Consider the following 15084-nt stretch of genomic DNA (forward strand, 5'->3'; position numbering starts at 1 on the left):
CAACCGCCGGCGACCTCCACGGGAGGAAGAACCATGATTCTACGGGCATTCAAGGGCGCCACCGGCAGGGTCTTCATCCTGCTCTGCCTGATGTACTTCATCATGTATGTCGACCGGGTGAACCTGTCGATCGCCGCCCCGCTGATCAAGGGCGAGCTGCACCTGTCGAACACCGAGCTCGGCCTGGCGCTCGGCGCCTTCGGCTATTGCTACGCCCTGTTCCAGATCATCTCGGGCTATCTCGGCGACCGCATCGGCGCCCGCCGTATGCTGTCGATCAGCGGCCTGTTCTGGACCGGCGGCACGGTGCTGGCCGGCTTCGCCACCGGGCTGTGGACGCTGATCGGCGCGCGCCTGCTGGTCGGCATCGGCGAGGCCGGGACGATCCCGACCGCGACCGGCGCGATCAGCCGCTGGGTGCCGAAGGTCCGGCGCGGCTTCGCCCAGGGCTTCACCCACACCTCCGCCCGCCTCGCCGCCGCGGTGACGCCGCCGCTGGTGGTGGCGCTGATCCCGCTGCTGGGCTGGCGCGGCTCCTTCGTGGTGCTGGGCGTGGTCAGCTTCCTCTGGGTCGCCGTGTGGCGGAACTACTTCCGCGACGATCCCCGCGAGCATGAGGGCATCACCGAGGCCGAGCTGGCGGAGCTGCCGGTGCTCGACCGCGAGGTCGGCAGCCGCGCCACGGTGCCCTGGGGCCGGCTGATCCTGCGGGTGGCGCCGGTCACCCTGGCCTTCTTCTGCCATGCCTGGACGCTGTGGCTGTACCTCAGCTGGCTGCCCAGCTTCTTCGTCGGCGAATACGGCTTCGACCTCAAGGACTCCGCCCTGCTCTCCAGCATCATCTTCGTCGCCGGCATGGTCGGCGACACCGCGGGCGGCCTCTTGACCGACTGGATCTACCGCCGCACCGGCGACCTCAACCGCGCCCGCCGCAACGCCATGCTGCTCGGTTTCGGCTGCTCGCTGGTCTGCCTCAGCGGCGTCCTGTTCATCCACGACCAGATCCTGATCACCATCTGCCTCGCCCTCGGCCTGTTCTTCCTGGAGATGACCGAGGCGCCGATCTGGTCGGTGCCGCTGGACATCGCGCCGCGCTACGCCGGCATCGCCAGCGGCTTCGTCAGCACCGCGGCCGGGGTCGCCGCCCTGGTCTCGCCGATCGCCTTCGGCTACATCCTCGACGTGACCGGCAGCTACCGCCCGCCCTTCCTGATCTCGATCGGGCTGCTCGGCCTCGGCATCGTGCTCGCCTTCTTCGTCCGCGCCGACCGGCCGGTGGAAGCGCCGGCCGAGGATGGCCGCCCCCATGCCGCCCTGCTGAGGACCTCGCCATGACTCAAGGGATCGCCGGACGGGAGCTGGAGGGCCGCGTCGCCATCGTCACCGGCGCCGCCCGCAACATCGGGCGGGCCATCGCGCTCGACCTCGCCGATGCCGGCGCCGCGGTGCTGGTCCACGCCCGCGGCTCCGCCGACCTCGCGGCCGAGGTGGTGCGCGAGATCGAGGCCAGGGGCGGCCGCGCCCGGATGCATCTGGCCGACATCACCGTGCCCGACCGGGCGGCTGGGACGGTGGCGGCGGCGGTGGAGGCCTTCGGCCGGCTCGACATCCTGGTGAACAGCGCCGCGGTCCGGCACGAGACGGCGTTCGCGGCGATGACCCTGGCGGATTGGCACGAGGTGCTGGCCGTGATCCTGGACGGCGCCTTCCTGATGGCCCAGGCGGCGGTGCCGCATCTCAAAGGGTCGGACGGCGCCAGCATCGTCAACCTCGGCGGCATGTCGGCCCATAGCGGGTCGGCCGGGCGGGTGCATGTGACCACGGCCAAGGCCGGCATCGTCGGCTTCACCCATGGCCTGGCGCACGACCTGGGGCCGGACGGCATCACCGTGAACTGCGTCGTCCCGGGCCTGATCGGCACCCAGCGCACCCATCTGCGCGGCGGCGAACCGGCGCATCACGCCCAGCACACGACGCTGGTCGGCCGCCGCGGCAAGCCGGAGGAGGTGGCGAGCCTGGTGCGCTACCTCGCCGGCCCGTCGGCCCGCTACATCACCGGCCAGACCCTGCACGTCAACGGCGGGGCCTTCCTCTCGTAACGACGCCTACGCCACCGGCTTGGCCCGGTCAGGCCGTGCGGCGTTGATCCGGCGCAGGGCCAGGTCGCGGTCCTCGCGCACCTGGATCTCGCGGCCGCGGGCCAGCAGGATGGTGCGGGCCTTGGGGTGGTGCCAGCTCTGCGGCGCCCGTACGGTCTCGACCCGGGCGGCCGCGACATGCACCACCGTGCCGCAGGGCGTGGTCAGTTTGGCGGTGGCGAGACCGGCGCCGAGCTGCTTCAGCACCGCGGTCAGCGAATCCACCAGATAGACTTCCTGTTCGGTCGCGGCGGTGCCGTAGTCGACCTTGGTGCGGTCCGGGATCTCGCCCGACCGGTAGGATTCGCGGATGAAGACGATGTCGCCCTTGGGGATCGCGACGGCGCCGCCCTGGTCGTCCGTCCCGGTCAGCTGGGTCTTGACCATGGGGCCTCCCGGCTTGCTGCTGGTTCCCTCGCGGAACCGTTGCGGCAAGGATGGCGGCATCCGGTGGAAGGATGCAAGGGCAAGCGGCCGTGGTTCCAGAGCGACGTCGCTCCCCCTCCCGTGTCATGCCACGGCTTGATCGTGGCATCCAGGGGCGGCCAGAGCGGTTCTCGGTGGCCCCTGGATTGCCCGGTCGAGCCGGGCAATGACAGAAAACGAGTGGCTCTATGCCGGCGGCCTCAGGCGAAGCCGCGCACCGGCAGGTCCGGGCCGCGGCGCAGCCAGTTCCTCGGCGAATAGGCGGTGCGGCCGTCGGTGACGTGCAGCGTGTAGGCGTGGCGTGAGGCGGGCGACCGGTTCGGCGCGCTGTAATGCGGCAGCCGGCCGTGGAAGCAGACCAGCGCGCCGGCCTTGACCTCGACCGGCACCGCGGTGGCGTCGGTCGGCCAGGGCGTGGCGTCCAGCTTCTCCATCCGGGTGACGCCGTCCTCCAGCACGAAGCGCTCGCGCAAGGGGCCGCGGTGGCCGCCGGGCTCGACCCACAGGCAGCCGTTGGAGCGGTCGGCATCCTCCAGCGCGAACCAGAAGGTGGTGACGCTCAGCGGGGTGGTCTCGAAGAAGCTGGCGTCCTGGTGCCAGCGCACCTCGCCGCCGATGCCGGGCTGCTTGAAGATGTACATCGACTGCCAGATCTCCGGCTCGGCCAGCCCGACATCCGCGGCCAGGGCGGCCAGCTTCGGATCGCGCGAGAAGCGGTCGAACACCGGGTCCAGATCATGCAGGGCGTGGCCGATCTTGTTGATCGACAGCGCCTTGGCCTGCTTCAGCCGGCCGGCTTCGTCGAACGCCTCCTCCTCGAAGAAGCAGCGCACCTTGTCGCCCGAGGTGAGAAAGTACTCGTCGGTCTTCCGCACCTGGTCGTCGGTGGTGAAGATCGAGACGCTGTCGCCGGGGTCGAAGGCGTCGACGATGGCCTCGGCCCGGGCCCGCACGGCGCGGATCTCGTCGATCGGCTTGAAGCCGTCCAGCACCAGATAGCCGTCGCGCAGGAACTGCGCCTTCTGGGTCTCGCTCAGCATCCGTCTGTCCTCGCCGCGGGCAGGAATTGCTCCCGATCAGGGCAGTCTAGCGCGTCCGCCGCCGGCCGCCAGCGGGGGGCGGGACCGGCGGGCATTCCTACGCGTGGCACCGGTCTTGCTTGCAATCGAACTGAAACAATGCTCGGACAGTCCGAGGGGCAGGCGGGGGACGGCGATGACCACATCCGACATCGGGATGGCAGTGGGATCCGGCGCGGCGGACCGGCCGGACGCGACGGCGCGGCGGGCGCTGGTGGCGTCGGCGGTCGGCTACGCCATGGACGGGTTCGACCTGCTGATCCTGGGCTTCATGCTGTCGGCGGTCGCCGCCGGGCTGGCCCTGACCCCGGCCGAATCGGGGTCGCTGGTGACCGCGACGCTGATCGGCGCGGTGGCCGGCGGCATCCTGTTCGGCATGCTCAGCGACCGCATCGGCCGGGTGCGGGTGCTGACCTGGACCATCCTGCTGTTCGCGGTCTTCACCGGCCTCTGCGCCCTGGCGCAGGGCTATTGGGACCTGCTGGCCTACCGCACCATCGCCGGCCTCGGCCTGGGCGGCGAATTCGGCATCGGCATGGCCCTGGTGGCCGAGACCTGGCCGGCCCGGCTGCGCGCCCGCGCCTCCTCCTATGTCGGGCTCGGCTGGCAGGCCGGCGTGCTGGCCGCGGCGCTGGCCACGCCGCTGCTGCTGCCGATCATCGGCTGGCGCGGCATGTTCGCCATCGGCCTCCTGCCCGCCATCGTCTCCTTCGTGGTGCGCCGGACGATCGGCGAGCCGGCGCTGTTCCTCGACCGGGCGGCCCGGCCGCGCCAGGGCAACTCGCTGCGCCTGCTGGTCAAGGATGCCCGCACCACCCGGATCAGCTTCGCCGTCTTCATCCTCTGCTCGGTCCAGAACTTCGGCTATTACGGGCTGATGATCTGGCTGCCGTCCTACCTGTCGACGGCGATGGGCTATTCCCTGACCAAATCGGCGCTGTGGACGGTGGTGACCATCCTCGGCATGTGCGTCGGCATCGGCGCCTTCGGCCATCTCGCCGACCGCATCGGCCGCCGCCCGACCTTCATCCTGTTCCAGGCCGGGGCGGCGATCATGGTGGTGGTCTACGCCCAGCTGGTGTCGCCGATGGCCCTGCTGTTCGGCGGCGCGGTGATGGGGATGTTCGTCAACGGCATGATCGGCGGCTACGGCGCCCTGATCTCCGAGCTGTACCCGACCACGGCGCGGGCGACGGCGCAGAGCGTGCTGTTCAACCTCGGCCGCGGCGTCGGCGGCTTCGGCCCGCTGGTGGTCGGCGCGCTGGCCAACCAGTATTCCTTCAGCGTGGCGATCGCGCTGTTGGCGGTGATCTATGTCGCCGACATCGGGGCGACGCTGATGCTGCCGGAGACCCGGGGAGTCGAGTTGGAGTAGGGAGCGTGGGGTAGGGCAGGCCCACCCCTCCCTTGTCATGCCACGGCTTGACCGTGGCATCCAGGGGCGGCCAGAGCGGCTCTTGGTGGCCCCTGGATTGCCCGGTCAAGCCGGGCAATGACAGGAAAAGAGAGGCCGCACTCGGTTTCGCGTGCGACGTAGCCTCCCCTTGGTCCTACGCGACTGGCCGGGTCGCCTGGTCCAGCCAGGCGCGGTCCTCGCCGTCCAGCTGCGGGCCGACGATCTCGCGCACCTTGATGTGGTAGGCGTCCAGCCAGGCGCGCTCCTCCGCGGTCAGCAGCGCCGCGTCGACCAGGGCGAGGTCGATCGGGGCGAAGGTGATGGTCTCGAATTCAAGGAAGCTCCTGCTGTCGTCGCTCAACTCGGCGCAGGGCTGCACCACCACCAGGGTCTCGGTGCGGATGCCGAAGCGGCCGGCGGCATAGTAGCCGGGCTCGTTCGACAGGATCATCCCGGGCTCCAGCGCGATGGTGTTGGGCGTCTTGGCGATCCGCGCCGGCCCCTCATGCACGCTGAGATAGCTGCCGACGCCGTGGCCGGTGCCGTGGTCGTAGTCCAGCCCGTGCTGCCAGAGCGGCCGGCGGGCGAAGGCGTCGATCTGCGAGCCCGTGGTGCCCTTGGGGACGCGCGCGGTCGAGATCGCGATATGGCCCTTCAGCACCAGGGTGAAGGCGCGCCGCATCTCCTCGGTCGGGGTGCCGACGATGATGGTGCGGGTGATGTCGGTGGTGCCGTCGCGGTACTGCCCGCCGCTGTCGACAAGGTAGACGTTGCCCGGCTCGATCGGCCGGTTGCTCTCGGCGCTGAAGCGGTAATGCGGCAGGGCGGCGTTCGGCCCGGCGGCGGAGATGGTGTCGAAGCTCTCGTCGCGCAGCCCCCCGGCGGCGACCCGGAAGTCGTGCAGCTTCGCGGCGGCACTGGCTTCGTCGAGTTTGCCCGACGGCGCCTCGCGCGCCAGCCAGGCCAGGAAGCGGGTGACGGCGGCGCCGTCGCGGCGATGGGCGGCGCGGGTGCCCTCCAGCTCGGTGGCGTTCTTGCGGGCGCGGGGCAGGGCGCAGGGGTCGGCGCCGACATCGACCTTGGCGCCCTTCAGCCGGTCCTGCACCCAGGCGCTGGCCGAGGCGGCGTCGATCCGCACCGCCTTGCCGGCGCGGCCCAGCCCTTCCAGCGCCTGGCCCAGGCTGGACGGCGGCTGGATCGCGACCTCGTTGCCGAGATGGCGGTCGACGCCGGGCACCAGCTTGCGCCGGTCGATGAACAGGTCGACCAGCCCGTCGGCATGCAGCACGGCGAAGGACAGCGGCAGCGGCGTGTGCGGCACGTCGGCGCCGCGCAGGTTCAACAGCCAGGCGACGCTTTCCGGCGCGGTCAGCACCACCGCGTCCAGCCGGTCGCGCCGCAGCGCCTCGGCGATCTCGGCCCGCTTGTCGCGCGCCTCCTGGCCGGCGACGTCGCTCTCCTGGACGATGGTCGGCGAGATCGGCGCCGGCGGCTGGTCGGTCCACAGCGTGTCGATCGGGTTCTCCTCGACCGCGACCAGGGTGCCGCCCGCGGCCTCGACCGCCTTGCGGGTCTTCTCGACCCAGGCGACGGTGGCCAGGCGCGGGTCGTAGCCGGCCTTCCCGCCCTTGGGCAGCGCCCCGGCCAGCCACGCCTCGTGCGGGTCCTGGTGCAGGTGCCTGCGTTCCCACTGGGCGGCGTCGGTCTGCTGCTCGGCCTGGATGGTATAGCGGCCGTCGATGAAGATGGCGGCGCGGTCGGCAGTGACGACGGCCAAGCCGGCCGAGCCGGTGAAGCCGGTCAGCCAGGCCAGGCGCTCGGCCTGGGCCGGCAGGTATTCGCCCTGGTGCTCGTCGGCATGCGGCACGACATAGCCGTCGAGGCCGAGTCGGCCGAGCGCGGCGCGCAGGGCGGCCAGCCGCTCCGCCGGCTGCGGGCCGGCCGGGCGGCGGGCCGCGGCGACGGCGGCCTTGGCCGCACGCAGGCGCTTGGCCTGCGGCTCGGTCGCGTCGGGCGCCACCAGCTCCAGCCACGCCGCCTCATCCAGCGCCGCCGGCGCGGCGACCACGCCTTCCAGCAGCTCCTGCAGGGCCGAGGCGTCGTAGCGGCCGCCGGTGTCGGCCGCCGCGGCGGCGAGGGCGTCGTGGAGATCGGTGGTCATCGGCGGCAGCGTCCATGGGCTGGGATGCCCGGCCAGGCGGGCTTTGGAGTCTTATCGCGCATCGACCGTGGGAGGGGAAGCCGGCGCGGCCGGTTACGGCCGTCGTCAGTGCGGCGTCGCGACGCTCTATGCTGTTATGCACAAATTCGATGTTGCGATGCACAAAATGCCGTGCATTCTGATGCTGCGGATCCCGTCCGACCGGCGGCCATCCGATAACAAAATCCTGGAAACGTCCCTCTGAAGCAGCGTTCGCCTGCGTCGCCGCGCTATGTGGCCGGCGATGGTGCAATGCAATAATTCTCGCGCAAGCGGGAGCGGAAACGGGACATGACCATGGGATACCAGCTTCTCGCCTACCTCATCCGCGGTGTCTTCCGCCTGCGCGGCAGCGTCGACCGCAGCCTGACCTATCACGAGCTGATGGAGCTGACCGACCGCCAGCTCGAGGATATCGGCCTGACCCGCAACCTGATCGAGACGGTGCTGGTGCAGGGCGACGAGGACGTGACCGCCATGCTGCCGGAAGGCGCCGTGCGTGCCTCGCTGCAGCGCGCCGCCAACACCAACCGGATGGCCGGCGTCGCCTGATCAGCCTTTGCCCGTGGGGGCCTCGACGGCGGGTGCTTCCGGCGCCCGCGGGTCGAGCCCGACCACGCCATGGGTCGCCGGCTGCAGCGGCACGAAGCCCGGCCGTGACTCGGCCGGGGCACGGGCGCGGCGTCCCATCCGGTACAGGGTGAAGGCGGCCAGCGCCAGGGTCACCACGGCGACGAAGGCGAACAGCGTCTGGGGGCCCAGATGCACCATCAGCAGGCTGGCCGGCACCGGGCCCGCGACGGCGCCGATGGCGTAGATCAGCAGCAGCCCGCTGGAGGTCTCGACGAACTCGCCCGCCTGCACCTGGTCGAAGGTGTGGGCCAGGGCCAGCGCGTAGAGCGGCAGCGAGAAGGCGCCGTAGCAGAAGATCAGGCCGAGCACCGCCTCCGCCGGCAGCGCGCCGACGGCCAGCAGCGCGATGCCGGCCGCCGCGGTGCCGACGCCCGAGATCACGATGGTCCAGCGCCGGTCGATCCGGTCAGACAGCCGGCCCAGCGGCCATTGCCCGACGGCGCCGCCCAGCACGCCCACGCTCATGAACAGCGCCACCGTCGCGGCGTCGAAGCCGCGCGCCTGGGCGAAAACCGGCCCCAGCGACCAGAAGGCGGCGTTGGAGATGCCGACCACCAGGCAGGCCGCGGCCCCGACCGGGGATGTCGCGACCAGCCGGCCCAGCCGCAGCCGCACTACCTGCGGCACCGGCGGGGCGGCCGTCCGGGTCATGGCGATCGGCAGCACCGCCAGGCAGATCATCACCGCGATCCAGGTGAAGGCGGTCATCGGGTTGCCGGTCTCGACGCCCAGCAGCATCTGGCCGACCGTGATCGCGACCAGGGTGACGATGGTATAGAGCGACAGCACGGTGCCGCGCGTCCGGCTGGTGGCCTGCTCGTTCAGCCAGCTCTCGATCACCATGAACACGATGGCGAAGCAGAAGCCGGTGCCGCCGCGCAGCACGATCCAGGGCGCCGGATGGACATATTGCGGGAAGGACAGGGCGACCGCCGCCGCCAGCGCTGCCACCGCCGCGAAGGTCCGGATATGGCCGGCGCGGCGGATCAGATGCGGGCCCAGCAGGCAGCCCAGCACGAAGCCGGCATAGTAGCCGGAGCCGAGTAGGCCGGTGACGACCGTGCCGAAGCCGGCATCGGTGGCTCGCACCGCCACCAGCACCGCCTGCAGCCCGTTGCCGCACAGCATCAGCCCGACCCCGGCCAGGAGTGCTGCGACGGAGGAGAGGACGGCGGACATGGGATGGACCTCGGCGGCGTCGGCGGCAGAAAATTCCGCCGCCGGAGACCCAGCCTAGGCCGGGCCTTCGCCCGGATTTTGTCCGAAAGCGACAGTCGCTGCAGCCGGTGCGCTGCGCTGCCGTTCTCGGCCGATGTGAACTCTGATCGTCATTGCGAGGAGGCGAAGCCGACGAAGCAATCCATGGCGCCGCCTGGCATGGATCGCCACGTCCCCCGGATCAAGTCCGGGGTCCTCGCGATGACGGAGAGGGGCGACCGTATCAGCGGCCCAGTTCGTGCAGGTAGGCGGCGCGGGCGGCGACGCCGGCGTTGGTGAAGTCGGTGAACACGCCGTCGATGCCGAGGCGGAAGAACTTCAGGTACTCGGCCTGCGCGTCGCCATTGTAGTCGGCGGCCAGATACTTGCCTTCGTTGCGGAAGGTGAAGACATGCACGAACAGCCCGGCCTTGTGCGCGTCGGCGACCAGGCTGGTCGGCGGCTGGGTGGTGGCCTCGCGGGTCGATCCCGCATACGCCGTACCGTCCGGGTTCCTGTCCTTCCAGGGGACGATTTTTACCGGCACGATCTGCGGCTTCCACGGCCCGATGCCGTCGGCATAGGTCTTGATCTCGGCCAGCCCGGCCGGGGTCAGCATCGCGTCGAACCAGCGCGGGTCGCCGGCCACTGTCCAGTCGTAGGGCCGGCTGTCGACCACCTCGTTGTAGATCACCGCGCCGGTCTTGAAGTCGACGTCGTAGCCGTCGATCAGCTGCACCACCTTGGTCTTCAGCCCGTGGGCGCGCATGTATTTCAGGCTGCCGGGCTCGAAGCTCTGCACGAAGATCGGCGCGTCCTTCGCGTTCAGGCCGTTGGCGTCGATGATCTTGATCATCGCGTCCTCCAGCGGGTGGCTGCCGGGCGCGCCGCAGCCATTGGCGATGGCCTGCTCGTCGTTCCAGGTCGGGTTCTTGCTCTCGGGATAGACCGAGATCACCCGGCCGGTGGCCTGGCTCTTGGCCTTTGCCAGGTCGATGATCTCCTGGAAGCTCAGCACCGGGAACTTGCCGTTGAACTCGGCCGGCCGCTCGCTGGCGGCGTCATAGGTGGTGCCGCCCAGCCACTGCTTCAGCTCGGCCAGGGTGAAGTCGGTGATCGACCAGTCGCCGGTGTGGTCCTCGCCGTCGACGATCAGCGACTTCAGGACCGATTTGGGGTCCTTCGGGTCGGTCAGGTCGGTCAGGTATTCCGACGGCCCGCTGGTCGGGGTCTGGGCCCAGGCCACCTTGGCCATGACGCCCGGCACGGTGCGCTTGCGCGCCGCGATCTCGGGGTTGGTCTTGGCCACCTCGGCGATATCGGTGTTGTCGCTCAGCCAGGGGTTGTGGCGGGCGACGAGGATGCAATCCTTGGTCAGGTGGAGGTCTTCCTCCAGCGCGTCGGTGCCGAGCGCCGCGGCCATGTCGTAGGACGGCAGCGTCTCCTCGGGCATCAGCCCGGGCAGGCCGCGATGGCCCACCACCAGCGGCGGCTTGCCGTCCAGCGTCAGGAACGGCTTGGCGCCGGCGGCGAAGCTGCTGCCGGTCACGGCGACCAGCGCCGCCGTGGCGGCGGCGATGGCGATCAGCGAAACGGATCGGATGTCGAGGCGTCCCATGCGGGCGACCTTTGTCTTGGGTGCAGGTTGAGGCTGCCCAAGCTAGTGGCGCGCAATGACGGCTGGATGACGCCGATTGTGAAGATTTGGCGACGGTTGGCGGGGGCCGAGGCCCCTCAGTGCAGGATCAGGGTCGGCCAGCCGCGGATCGGGATCTTGTCCGCCAGGGTCAGGCGCTGCAGCCGGTGCGCGGCCAGCACCTGCGGCGCCTGGCGCTCCAGCAGCCCGGCCAGGATCGCCATGCCGCCCGGCGCCAGGTTGCGGCGCAGATCGGCCGCCATGCTCATCAGCGGCCGGGCCAGGATGTTGGCGATGATCAGGTCGTAGGGCCCGTTCTCGCGCACCACGCGGCTGGCATAGCCGTTCGAGACCACGGCGGTGATCGGGTCCGCCAGCCGGTTGATCCGGGCGTTGATGCGGGTGACGCGGATCGATTCCGGGTCGATGTCGGCGGACAGCACCGGGGCGCCGAACAGCCGGGCGGCGGCGAAGGACAGGATGCCGGTGCCGCAGCCCATGTCGAGGATGCGGTGGAAGCGGCGGCGGCGCGACAGCCGGTCCAGCGCCCGCAGGCAGCCCTCGGTGGTCGGGTGCTCGCCGGAACCGAAGGCGGTGGCGGCGTCGATGCACAGCGGGATGCTGCCGGCCGGCGGCCCGTCCTCGATATGCGAGCCATGGATGAAGAAGCGGCCGATGCGCAGCGGCGGAAAGGCCTGGTAGGTCGCGGCCAGCCAGTCGGTCGGCGGCACCTTCTCGACCATCGGGTCGGGCAGCGGCACATCGATCATCGCCGCCACCAGGGCCAGCCGGCTGCGCAGCGCCGCCTCGTCCGGCGGGTTGCGGTCGATGCCCTCGATGATCCAGTCGCCGCCCTCCTCGATCTCGAACGCCGCGACCGAGGCGAAATGGTCGTCGAAGGCGGTCTGCACCGCGTCGCCGATGGCGGCGTTGACGACGATGCTGGTGCGCCAGGCGGCGGCGGCTTCGGACGGGACGGTGCGGCTCATCGGGATTCCAGGCGGGACGGACTGGCCGCACAGTATCGGCCCGGGCCCCGGAATGCACCCGCCTTCATCGGACGCCGCCGCCGGCGTGGCCGGAAATGGCAAACGCGAGGCGGGCGTCCCGGCTCGGCCGAGATTCCAGCACCGGGCAGGTGTCCGTCGGGCAAAGCGGCCCTAACTCCCTGGATGACCCCGATGGAGGCGGCCGATGAAGGCGCTGCAGTTCCTGGCCGTGGTGCTGACCGCCCTGGCGCTGGTGCCGGCCGGTGCCCATCTGCTCGCCTTGCCCAACAAGATGGCGCTGGACGAGACGACCTATCTCACCGTCCAGGCGATCTATCGCGGCTGGTCGCTGCTCGGCTTTGTCCCGGTGGCGGCGCTGGCGGCCGATCTGGCCCTGGCGATCGGGGCGCGGCGACAGCCCCGTCCAGCCCGGCTGGCCCTGGTCGCGGCGCTGTGCCTGGCCGCGACGCTGGTGGTCTTTTTCTTCTGGACCGATCCCGCCAGCCGGGCGACCGCCGATTGGACCAGCAGCTCGGCCGCCTGGCTGACCCTGCGGCGCCAGTGGGAATATTCCCAGGTCGCCAATGCCGGGCTGACCTTCGTCGCCCTCTGCCTCGCGGTTGGGTCCGCGCTGTGCTGGCGGCGGGAATTCCGGCAACCCTGACGCAGGCTCGGGCTTGGCCTTGTCCCGGCTCCCGCTCTAAGGTCCGGACCCGATACCGGGCCATCATGCAGGGGGGAGGCCATGCCGTTTCCGGGAAGCTGCCTCTGCGGGGCGGTGCGCTATGAGATCGACGGCCTCGACATGCCGGTCGGGCATTGCCATTGCACCACCTGCCGCAAGGCCCATGCCAGCGCCTTCACCACGACGGCCGGCGTGCTGCGCGAGCATTTCCGCTGGATCGCCGGCGAGGACCTGCTGCGGGACTACGAATCCTCAGCCGGCAAGCTGCGGCGCTTCTGCTCGGTCTGTGGCACGCATCTGGTGGCGGAACGGCCGGCGCAGCCGCATGTCATCCTGCGGGTGGCCACGCTCGACCAGGATCCCGGCCAGCGGCCGGTGATGCACATCTGGACCTCGCACGACGCCCCGTGGCTGTCCGATGACGGCGAGGTGCCGCGCCATCCCGAATGGCAGCCGGGACGCTGACGGCGGCCGCGACGAAGGGGAATCGAGCGCATGCCGGACATCCCGATCCGCTGCTTTGCCGTCTCCGTCGTGGTCCTGAGGGGAAGCAGCGCGGCGACCGAGATGCTGCTCCTGCGGCGCACGCGGTCGCTGGCCGGGGAGTGGTGCCAGGTCGCCGGCGGCATCGAGGCCGGCGAGACCGCCTGGCAGGCCGCGCTGCGCGAGGTCCAGGAAGAAACCGGCCTGGTGCTCGCCAGCCTCTATTCCGCTGACATCTGCGAGCAGTTCTACGAAGCCGACCGCGATGCCATCAGCCTGCTTCCGGTGTTCGTGGGATATGCGGGGGCCGAAGACACGGTGACCCTGAACCCGGAGCACAGCGAGTTCCGCTGGGTCTCCGTCGCGGACGCGTTGCAGATGGTGCCCTTCGCGGGGCAGCGGGCGGTGATCCGCCACATCGAGAACGAGTTCATCCACAGCACGCCGAGCCGGTGGCTGCTGATTAGCCCGAAGGTCGCGACACCGTAGATCCATCGTCGGCCGCCCGACGCTGCGCTTGGCTTTCTCGTGCATGGCATATATATGCTCCATATACGTATCGTATATGGAGCAGCCCGATGGGCATTGTGAACATCGATGACGATCTGCACGACCAGCTGCGCCGGGCGAGCAAGGTCTCGTATCGGTCGATCAACGCGCAGGCCGCCTACTGGATCAAGCTCGGCATGCTGTGCGAGAGAAATCCCACGCTCAGCTTCACCGAGATCATCGAGCGGGAACTGAGTTCCGCAGGCGTCTCGGCTCAGCCATTGGCTGAGAGTGCAGCATGACGAAGCAGCCTGAAGAACTGGCGCTGCTGGCCGAATCCGGCCGGCTGCTGGCGTCCGTGTTCGGGCTGCTGGACCGGACCCCGCTGGTCGGCATGTCGACGCTTCAGGTCGACGCGCTGGTCGAGCGCTTCATCGTCGACGACCTCCAGGCGCGACCGGCCAGCAAAGGCCAATACGGCTATGGCTTCGTGCTGAATTCCTCGGTGAACGAGGTGGTCTGCCATGGCGTTCCGGCGGAATCGCACGTGCTGCGGAACGGCGACATCGTCAATTTCGACATCACGCTCGAGAAGAACGGCTATATCGCGGATTCCAGCAAGACCTATCTGGTGGGCGAGGTCGACCCGGCCGCCAGGAGGCTGGTCCGGACCACCTACGAGGCCATGTGGCAGGGCATCCGGGCGGTGCGGCCGGGCGCGCGGCTCGGGGACATCGGCTGGGCGATCGAACGGCATGCCAAGCGAAACGGCTATTCCGTGGTGCGTGAATATTGCGGCCACGGCATCGGCCGCGAGATGCATGAGGAACCGCAGGTCCTGCATTTCGGAACGCCGAGAACCGGCCTCGCCCTTCGCGAGGGCATGGTCTTCACCATCGAGCCGATGCTCAACCGAGGCCGGCGGAACGTGAAGACCGAGGCCGATGGCTGGACCGTCGTGACCAGAGACGGGTCGCTGTCCGCCCAGTTCGAGCACACCGTTGCCGTGACGGCGTCCGGCGTGTCGGTGCTGACGTTGCGTCCGGACGAACTAGTTCTCCGGTAGCAGGCTGTCCTTCAGCTCCAGCGGCGACAGGTCGGTGACCTTGTCCTTCAGCGCCGCGGCCAGGCCGGCCGGGCAGGGGGTGCCGGCGCCGGACAGCACGCAGACCCGGATGCCGTCGATGTCGGCGCCGCCGGCGGCGATGGCCTCGTTCGACAGCGGGACATGGGTCTTGTCATAGGCCGGCAGCTTCCAGAAGCGGCGGGCGACGTACAGCGCCTCGCGCCCGACCACGATGTGCAGCAGCTGCAGCTCGCCGACGCCGTTGCTCTTGCGCCGGGTGCAGCCGATGGCGGTGCGCACCGTGCCGCCGGCCTTGTCCGACCGGACGTCACCCGCGACCACGTCGTCGCATTGCGATTTCAAAGCCTCGACGTTGCGGCGGATAAACTCGGCCGGGTCGCTGCCGCCCAGGCCGCCGATCCGTCCGACCATCATCACGTTGTCGACATTGTCGCTGGCGGCGCCCTGGTACCAGGAGATCGAGGTGTCGTTGCCCTCGATCGCGCTGGCGCCGCGGGTCCAGCCGGCCGGCACGGCCATGGTGAAGATCTCACCGTTGCCGCCGGGCACGACCACGGTGGTTGTGGGCCCCGCGGCGTGGGCGCCGGACACGGTGAACAGGGCCAGCGCGGCCAGGGCCGCGCGTCGCATCGTCAAACGCATCTGC

Annotated in this window: 16 protein-coding genes; 9 read left to right on the plus strand and 7 right to left on the minus strand. The window is 70.2% G+C overall.

The annotated features are described in order from the left end of the window. Positions 1–33: 33 nt before the first annotated feature. On the plus strand, positions 34–1335 hold the full coding sequence (locus E9232_RS02705; protein WP_309791975.1) for an MFS transporter: 1302 nt from the start codon (positions 34–36) through the stop codon (positions 1333–1335). Continuing rightward, complete coding sequence (locus E9232_RS02710; protein ID WP_309791976.1) at positions 1332–2099, plus strand: SDR family NAD(P)-dependent oxidoreductase; 768 nt, start codon at positions 1332–1334, stop codon at positions 2097–2099. Before E9232_RS02705 ends, E9232_RS02710 begins: the two co-directional genes overlap by 4 nt. Before the next feature lie 6 nt (positions 2100–2105). On the opposite strand, the gene E9232_RS02715 is transcribed toward E9232_RS02710, so the two are convergent. Together E9232_RS02715 and E9232_RS02720 are read right to left on the minus strand one after the other, a co-directional pair. Beyond that, the gene (locus E9232_RS02715) at positions 2106–2525 is read right to left on the minus strand and encodes a hypothetical protein (RefSeq protein WP_309791977.1); all 420 of its coding nucleotides are present in this window, start codon (positions 2523–2525) and stop codon (positions 2106–2108) included. 239 nt (positions 2526–2764) lie between these two features. After that, the gene (locus E9232_RS02720; protein WP_309791978.1) at positions 2765–3604 is read right to left on the minus strand and encodes a phytanoyl-CoA dioxygenase family protein; all 840 of its coding nucleotides are present in this window, start codon (positions 3602–3604) and stop codon (positions 2765–2767) included. Between the two features lie 175 nt (positions 3605–3779). Between E9232_RS02720 and E9232_RS02725 the strand changes: the two genes are divergently transcribed. Continuing rightward, positions 3780–5018 carry an MFS transporter gene (locus tag E9232_RS02725; protein WP_309791979.1) on the plus strand — a complete coding sequence of 413 codons (1239 nt, stop codon included), beginning with the start codon at positions 3780–3782 and terminating at the stop codon, positions 5016–5018. Between the two features lie 175 nt (positions 5019–5193). Here E9232_RS02725 and E9232_RS02730 read toward each other — a convergent pair whose 3' ends face one another. After that, on the minus strand, positions 5194–7200 hold the full coding sequence (locus tag E9232_RS02730) for an aminopeptidase P family protein (RefSeq protein ID WP_309791980.1): 2007 nt from the start codon (positions 7198–7200) through the stop codon (positions 5194–5196). A gap of 330 nt (positions 7201–7530) precedes the next feature. Between E9232_RS02730 and E9232_RS02735 the strand changes: the two genes are divergently transcribed. Further along, positions 7531–7791 carry a YjiS-like domain-containing protein gene (locus tag E9232_RS02735; protein WP_309791981.1) on the plus strand — a complete coding sequence of 87 codons (261 nt, stop codon included), beginning with the start codon at positions 7531–7533 and terminating at the stop codon, positions 7789–7791. Here E9232_RS02735 and E9232_RS02740 read toward each other — a convergent pair whose 3' ends face one another. The 3 genes from E9232_RS02740 to E9232_RS02750 all read right to left on the minus strand — a co-directional run bounded on the left by E9232_RS02740 (position 7792) and on the right by E9232_RS02750 (position 11694). After that, positions 7792–9051: an MFS transporter gene (locus E9232_RS02740; RefSeq protein ID WP_309791982.1), complete on the minus strand. Its 1260-nt coding sequence runs from the start codon at positions 9049–9051 to the stop codon at positions 7792–7794. Between the two features lie 262 nt (positions 9052–9313). Next, complete coding sequence (locus E9232_RS02745) at positions 9314–10687, minus strand: glycerophosphodiester phosphodiesterase family protein (protein WP_309791984.1); 1374 nt, start codon at positions 10685–10687, stop codon at positions 9314–9316. A 116-nt stretch (positions 10688–10803) separates the two neighbouring features. Beyond that, positions 10804–11694: a 50S ribosomal protein L11 methyltransferase gene (locus E9232_RS02750; protein WP_309791985.1), complete on the minus strand. Its 891-nt coding sequence runs from the start codon at positions 11692–11694 to the stop codon at positions 10804–10806. A 205-nt stretch (positions 11695–11899) separates the two neighbouring features. On the opposite strand from E9232_RS02750, the gene E9232_RS02755 reads away from it, so the two are divergent. The 5 genes from E9232_RS02755 (at position 11900) to map (ending at position 14417) form a co-directional block, all read left to right on the plus strand. After that, entirely contained in the window at positions 11900–12358 is a 459-nt protein-coding gene (locus E9232_RS02755) for a hypothetical protein (RefSeq protein WP_309791986.1), read from the plus strand. Between the two features lie 81 nt (positions 12359–12439). Further along, positions 12440–12844, plus strand: coding sequence for a GFA family protein (locus E9232_RS02760; protein ID WP_309791988.1), 405 nt, complete (start codon positions 12440–12442; stop codon positions 12842–12844). A 30-nt stretch (positions 12845–12874) separates the two neighbouring features. Then, positions 12875–13351 (plus strand): NUDIX hydrolase, encoded by a 477-nt coding sequence (locus tag E9232_RS02765; RefSeq protein WP_309791989.1) that lies wholly within the window; start codon positions 12875–12877, stop codon positions 13349–13351. Positions 13352–13440: 89 nt separating this feature from the next. Next, complete coding sequence (locus E9232_RS02770) at positions 13441–13653, plus strand: ParD-like family protein (RefSeq protein ID WP_309791990.1); 213 nt, start codon at positions 13441–13443, stop codon at positions 13651–13653. Then, positions 13650–14417, plus strand: a complete 768-nt coding sequence (gene map / locus E9232_RS02775; RefSeq protein WP_309791991.1) for a type I methionyl aminopeptidase — start codon at positions 13650–13652, stop codon at positions 14415–14417. The genes E9232_RS02770 and map overlap by 4 nt, the downstream gene beginning before the upstream one ends. On the opposite strand, the gene E9232_RS02780 is transcribed toward map, so the two are convergent. Beyond that, a complete protein-coding gene (locus E9232_RS02780) occupies positions 14403–15080 on the minus strand; it encodes a hypothetical protein (protein ID WP_309791993.1) in 678 nt (225 codons plus the stop codon). The two genes, map and E9232_RS02780, sit on opposite strands and share 15 nt — an antisense overlap. Positions 15081–15084: the final 4 nt, after the last annotated feature.

Source organism: Inquilinus ginsengisoli (genome assembly GCF_031453975.1).
Classification (GTDB): domain Bacteria; phylum Pseudomonadota; class Alphaproteobacteria; order DSM-16000; family Inquilinaceae; genus Inquilinus; species Inquilinus ginsengisoli_A.

Excerpts from the sequence above, each read along its gene's own strand:
- E9232_RS02725 (WP_309791979.1), top strand. The coding sequence starts at position 3,780 with ATGACCACATCCGACATCGGGATGGCAGTGGGATCCGGCGCGGCGGAC.
- E9232_RS02750 (WP_309791985.1), bottom strand. The coding sequence starts at position 11,694 with ATGAGCCGCACCGTCCCGTCCGAAGCCGCCGCCGCCTGGCGCACCAGC.
- E9232_RS02765 (WP_309791989.1), top strand. The coding sequence starts at position 12,875 with ATGCCGGACATCCCGATCCGCTGCTTTGCCGTCTCCGTCGTGGTCCTG.
- E9232_RS02720 (WP_309791978.1), bottom strand. The coding sequence starts at position 3,604 with ATGCTGAGCGAGACCCAGAAGGCGCAGTTCCTGCGCGACGGCTATCTG.
- E9232_RS02735 (WP_309791981.1), top strand. The coding sequence starts at position 7,531 with ATGACCATGGGATACCAGCTTCTCGCCTACCTCATCCGCGGTGTCTTC.
- E9232_RS02770 (WP_309791990.1), top strand. The coding sequence starts at position 13,441 with ATGGGCATTGTGAACATCGATGACGATCTGCACGACCAGCTGCGCCGG.
- E9232_RS02730 (WP_309791980.1), bottom strand. The coding sequence starts at position 7,200 with ATGACCACCGATCTCCACGACGCCCTCGCCGCCGCGGCGGCCGACACC.
- E9232_RS02710 (WP_309791976.1), top strand. The coding sequence starts at position 1,332 with ATGACTCAAGGGATCGCCGGACGGGAGCTGGAGGGCCGCGTCGCCATC.
- E9232_RS02740 (WP_309791982.1), bottom strand. The coding sequence starts at position 9,051 with ATGTCCGCCGTCCTCTCCTCCGTCGCAGCACTCCTGGCCGGGGTCGGG.
- E9232_RS02780 (WP_309791993.1), bottom strand. The coding sequence starts at position 15,080 with ATGCGTTTGACGATGCGACGCGCGGCCCTGGCCGCGCTGGCCCTGTTC.
- map (WP_309791991.1), top strand. The coding sequence starts at position 13,650 with ATGACGAAGCAGCCTGAAGAACTGGCGCTGCTGGCCGAATCCGGCCGG.
- E9232_RS02715 (WP_309791977.1), bottom strand. The coding sequence starts at position 2,525 with ATGGTCAAGACCCAGCTGACCGGGACGGACGACCAGGGCGGCGCCGTC.
- E9232_RS02760 (WP_309791988.1), top strand. The coding sequence starts at position 12,440 with ATGCCGTTTCCGGGAAGCTGCCTCTGCGGGGCGGTGCGCTATGAGATC.
- E9232_RS02755 (WP_309791986.1), top strand. The coding sequence starts at position 11,900 with ATGAAGGCGCTGCAGTTCCTGGCCGTGGTGCTGACCGCCCTGGCGCTG.
- E9232_RS02705 (WP_309791975.1), top strand. The coding sequence starts at position 34 with ATGATTCTACGGGCATTCAAGGGCGCCACCGGCAGGGTCTTCATCCTG.
- E9232_RS02745 (WP_309791984.1), bottom strand. The coding sequence starts at position 10,687 with ATGGGACGCCTCGACATCCGATCCGTTTCGCTGATCGCCATCGCCGCC.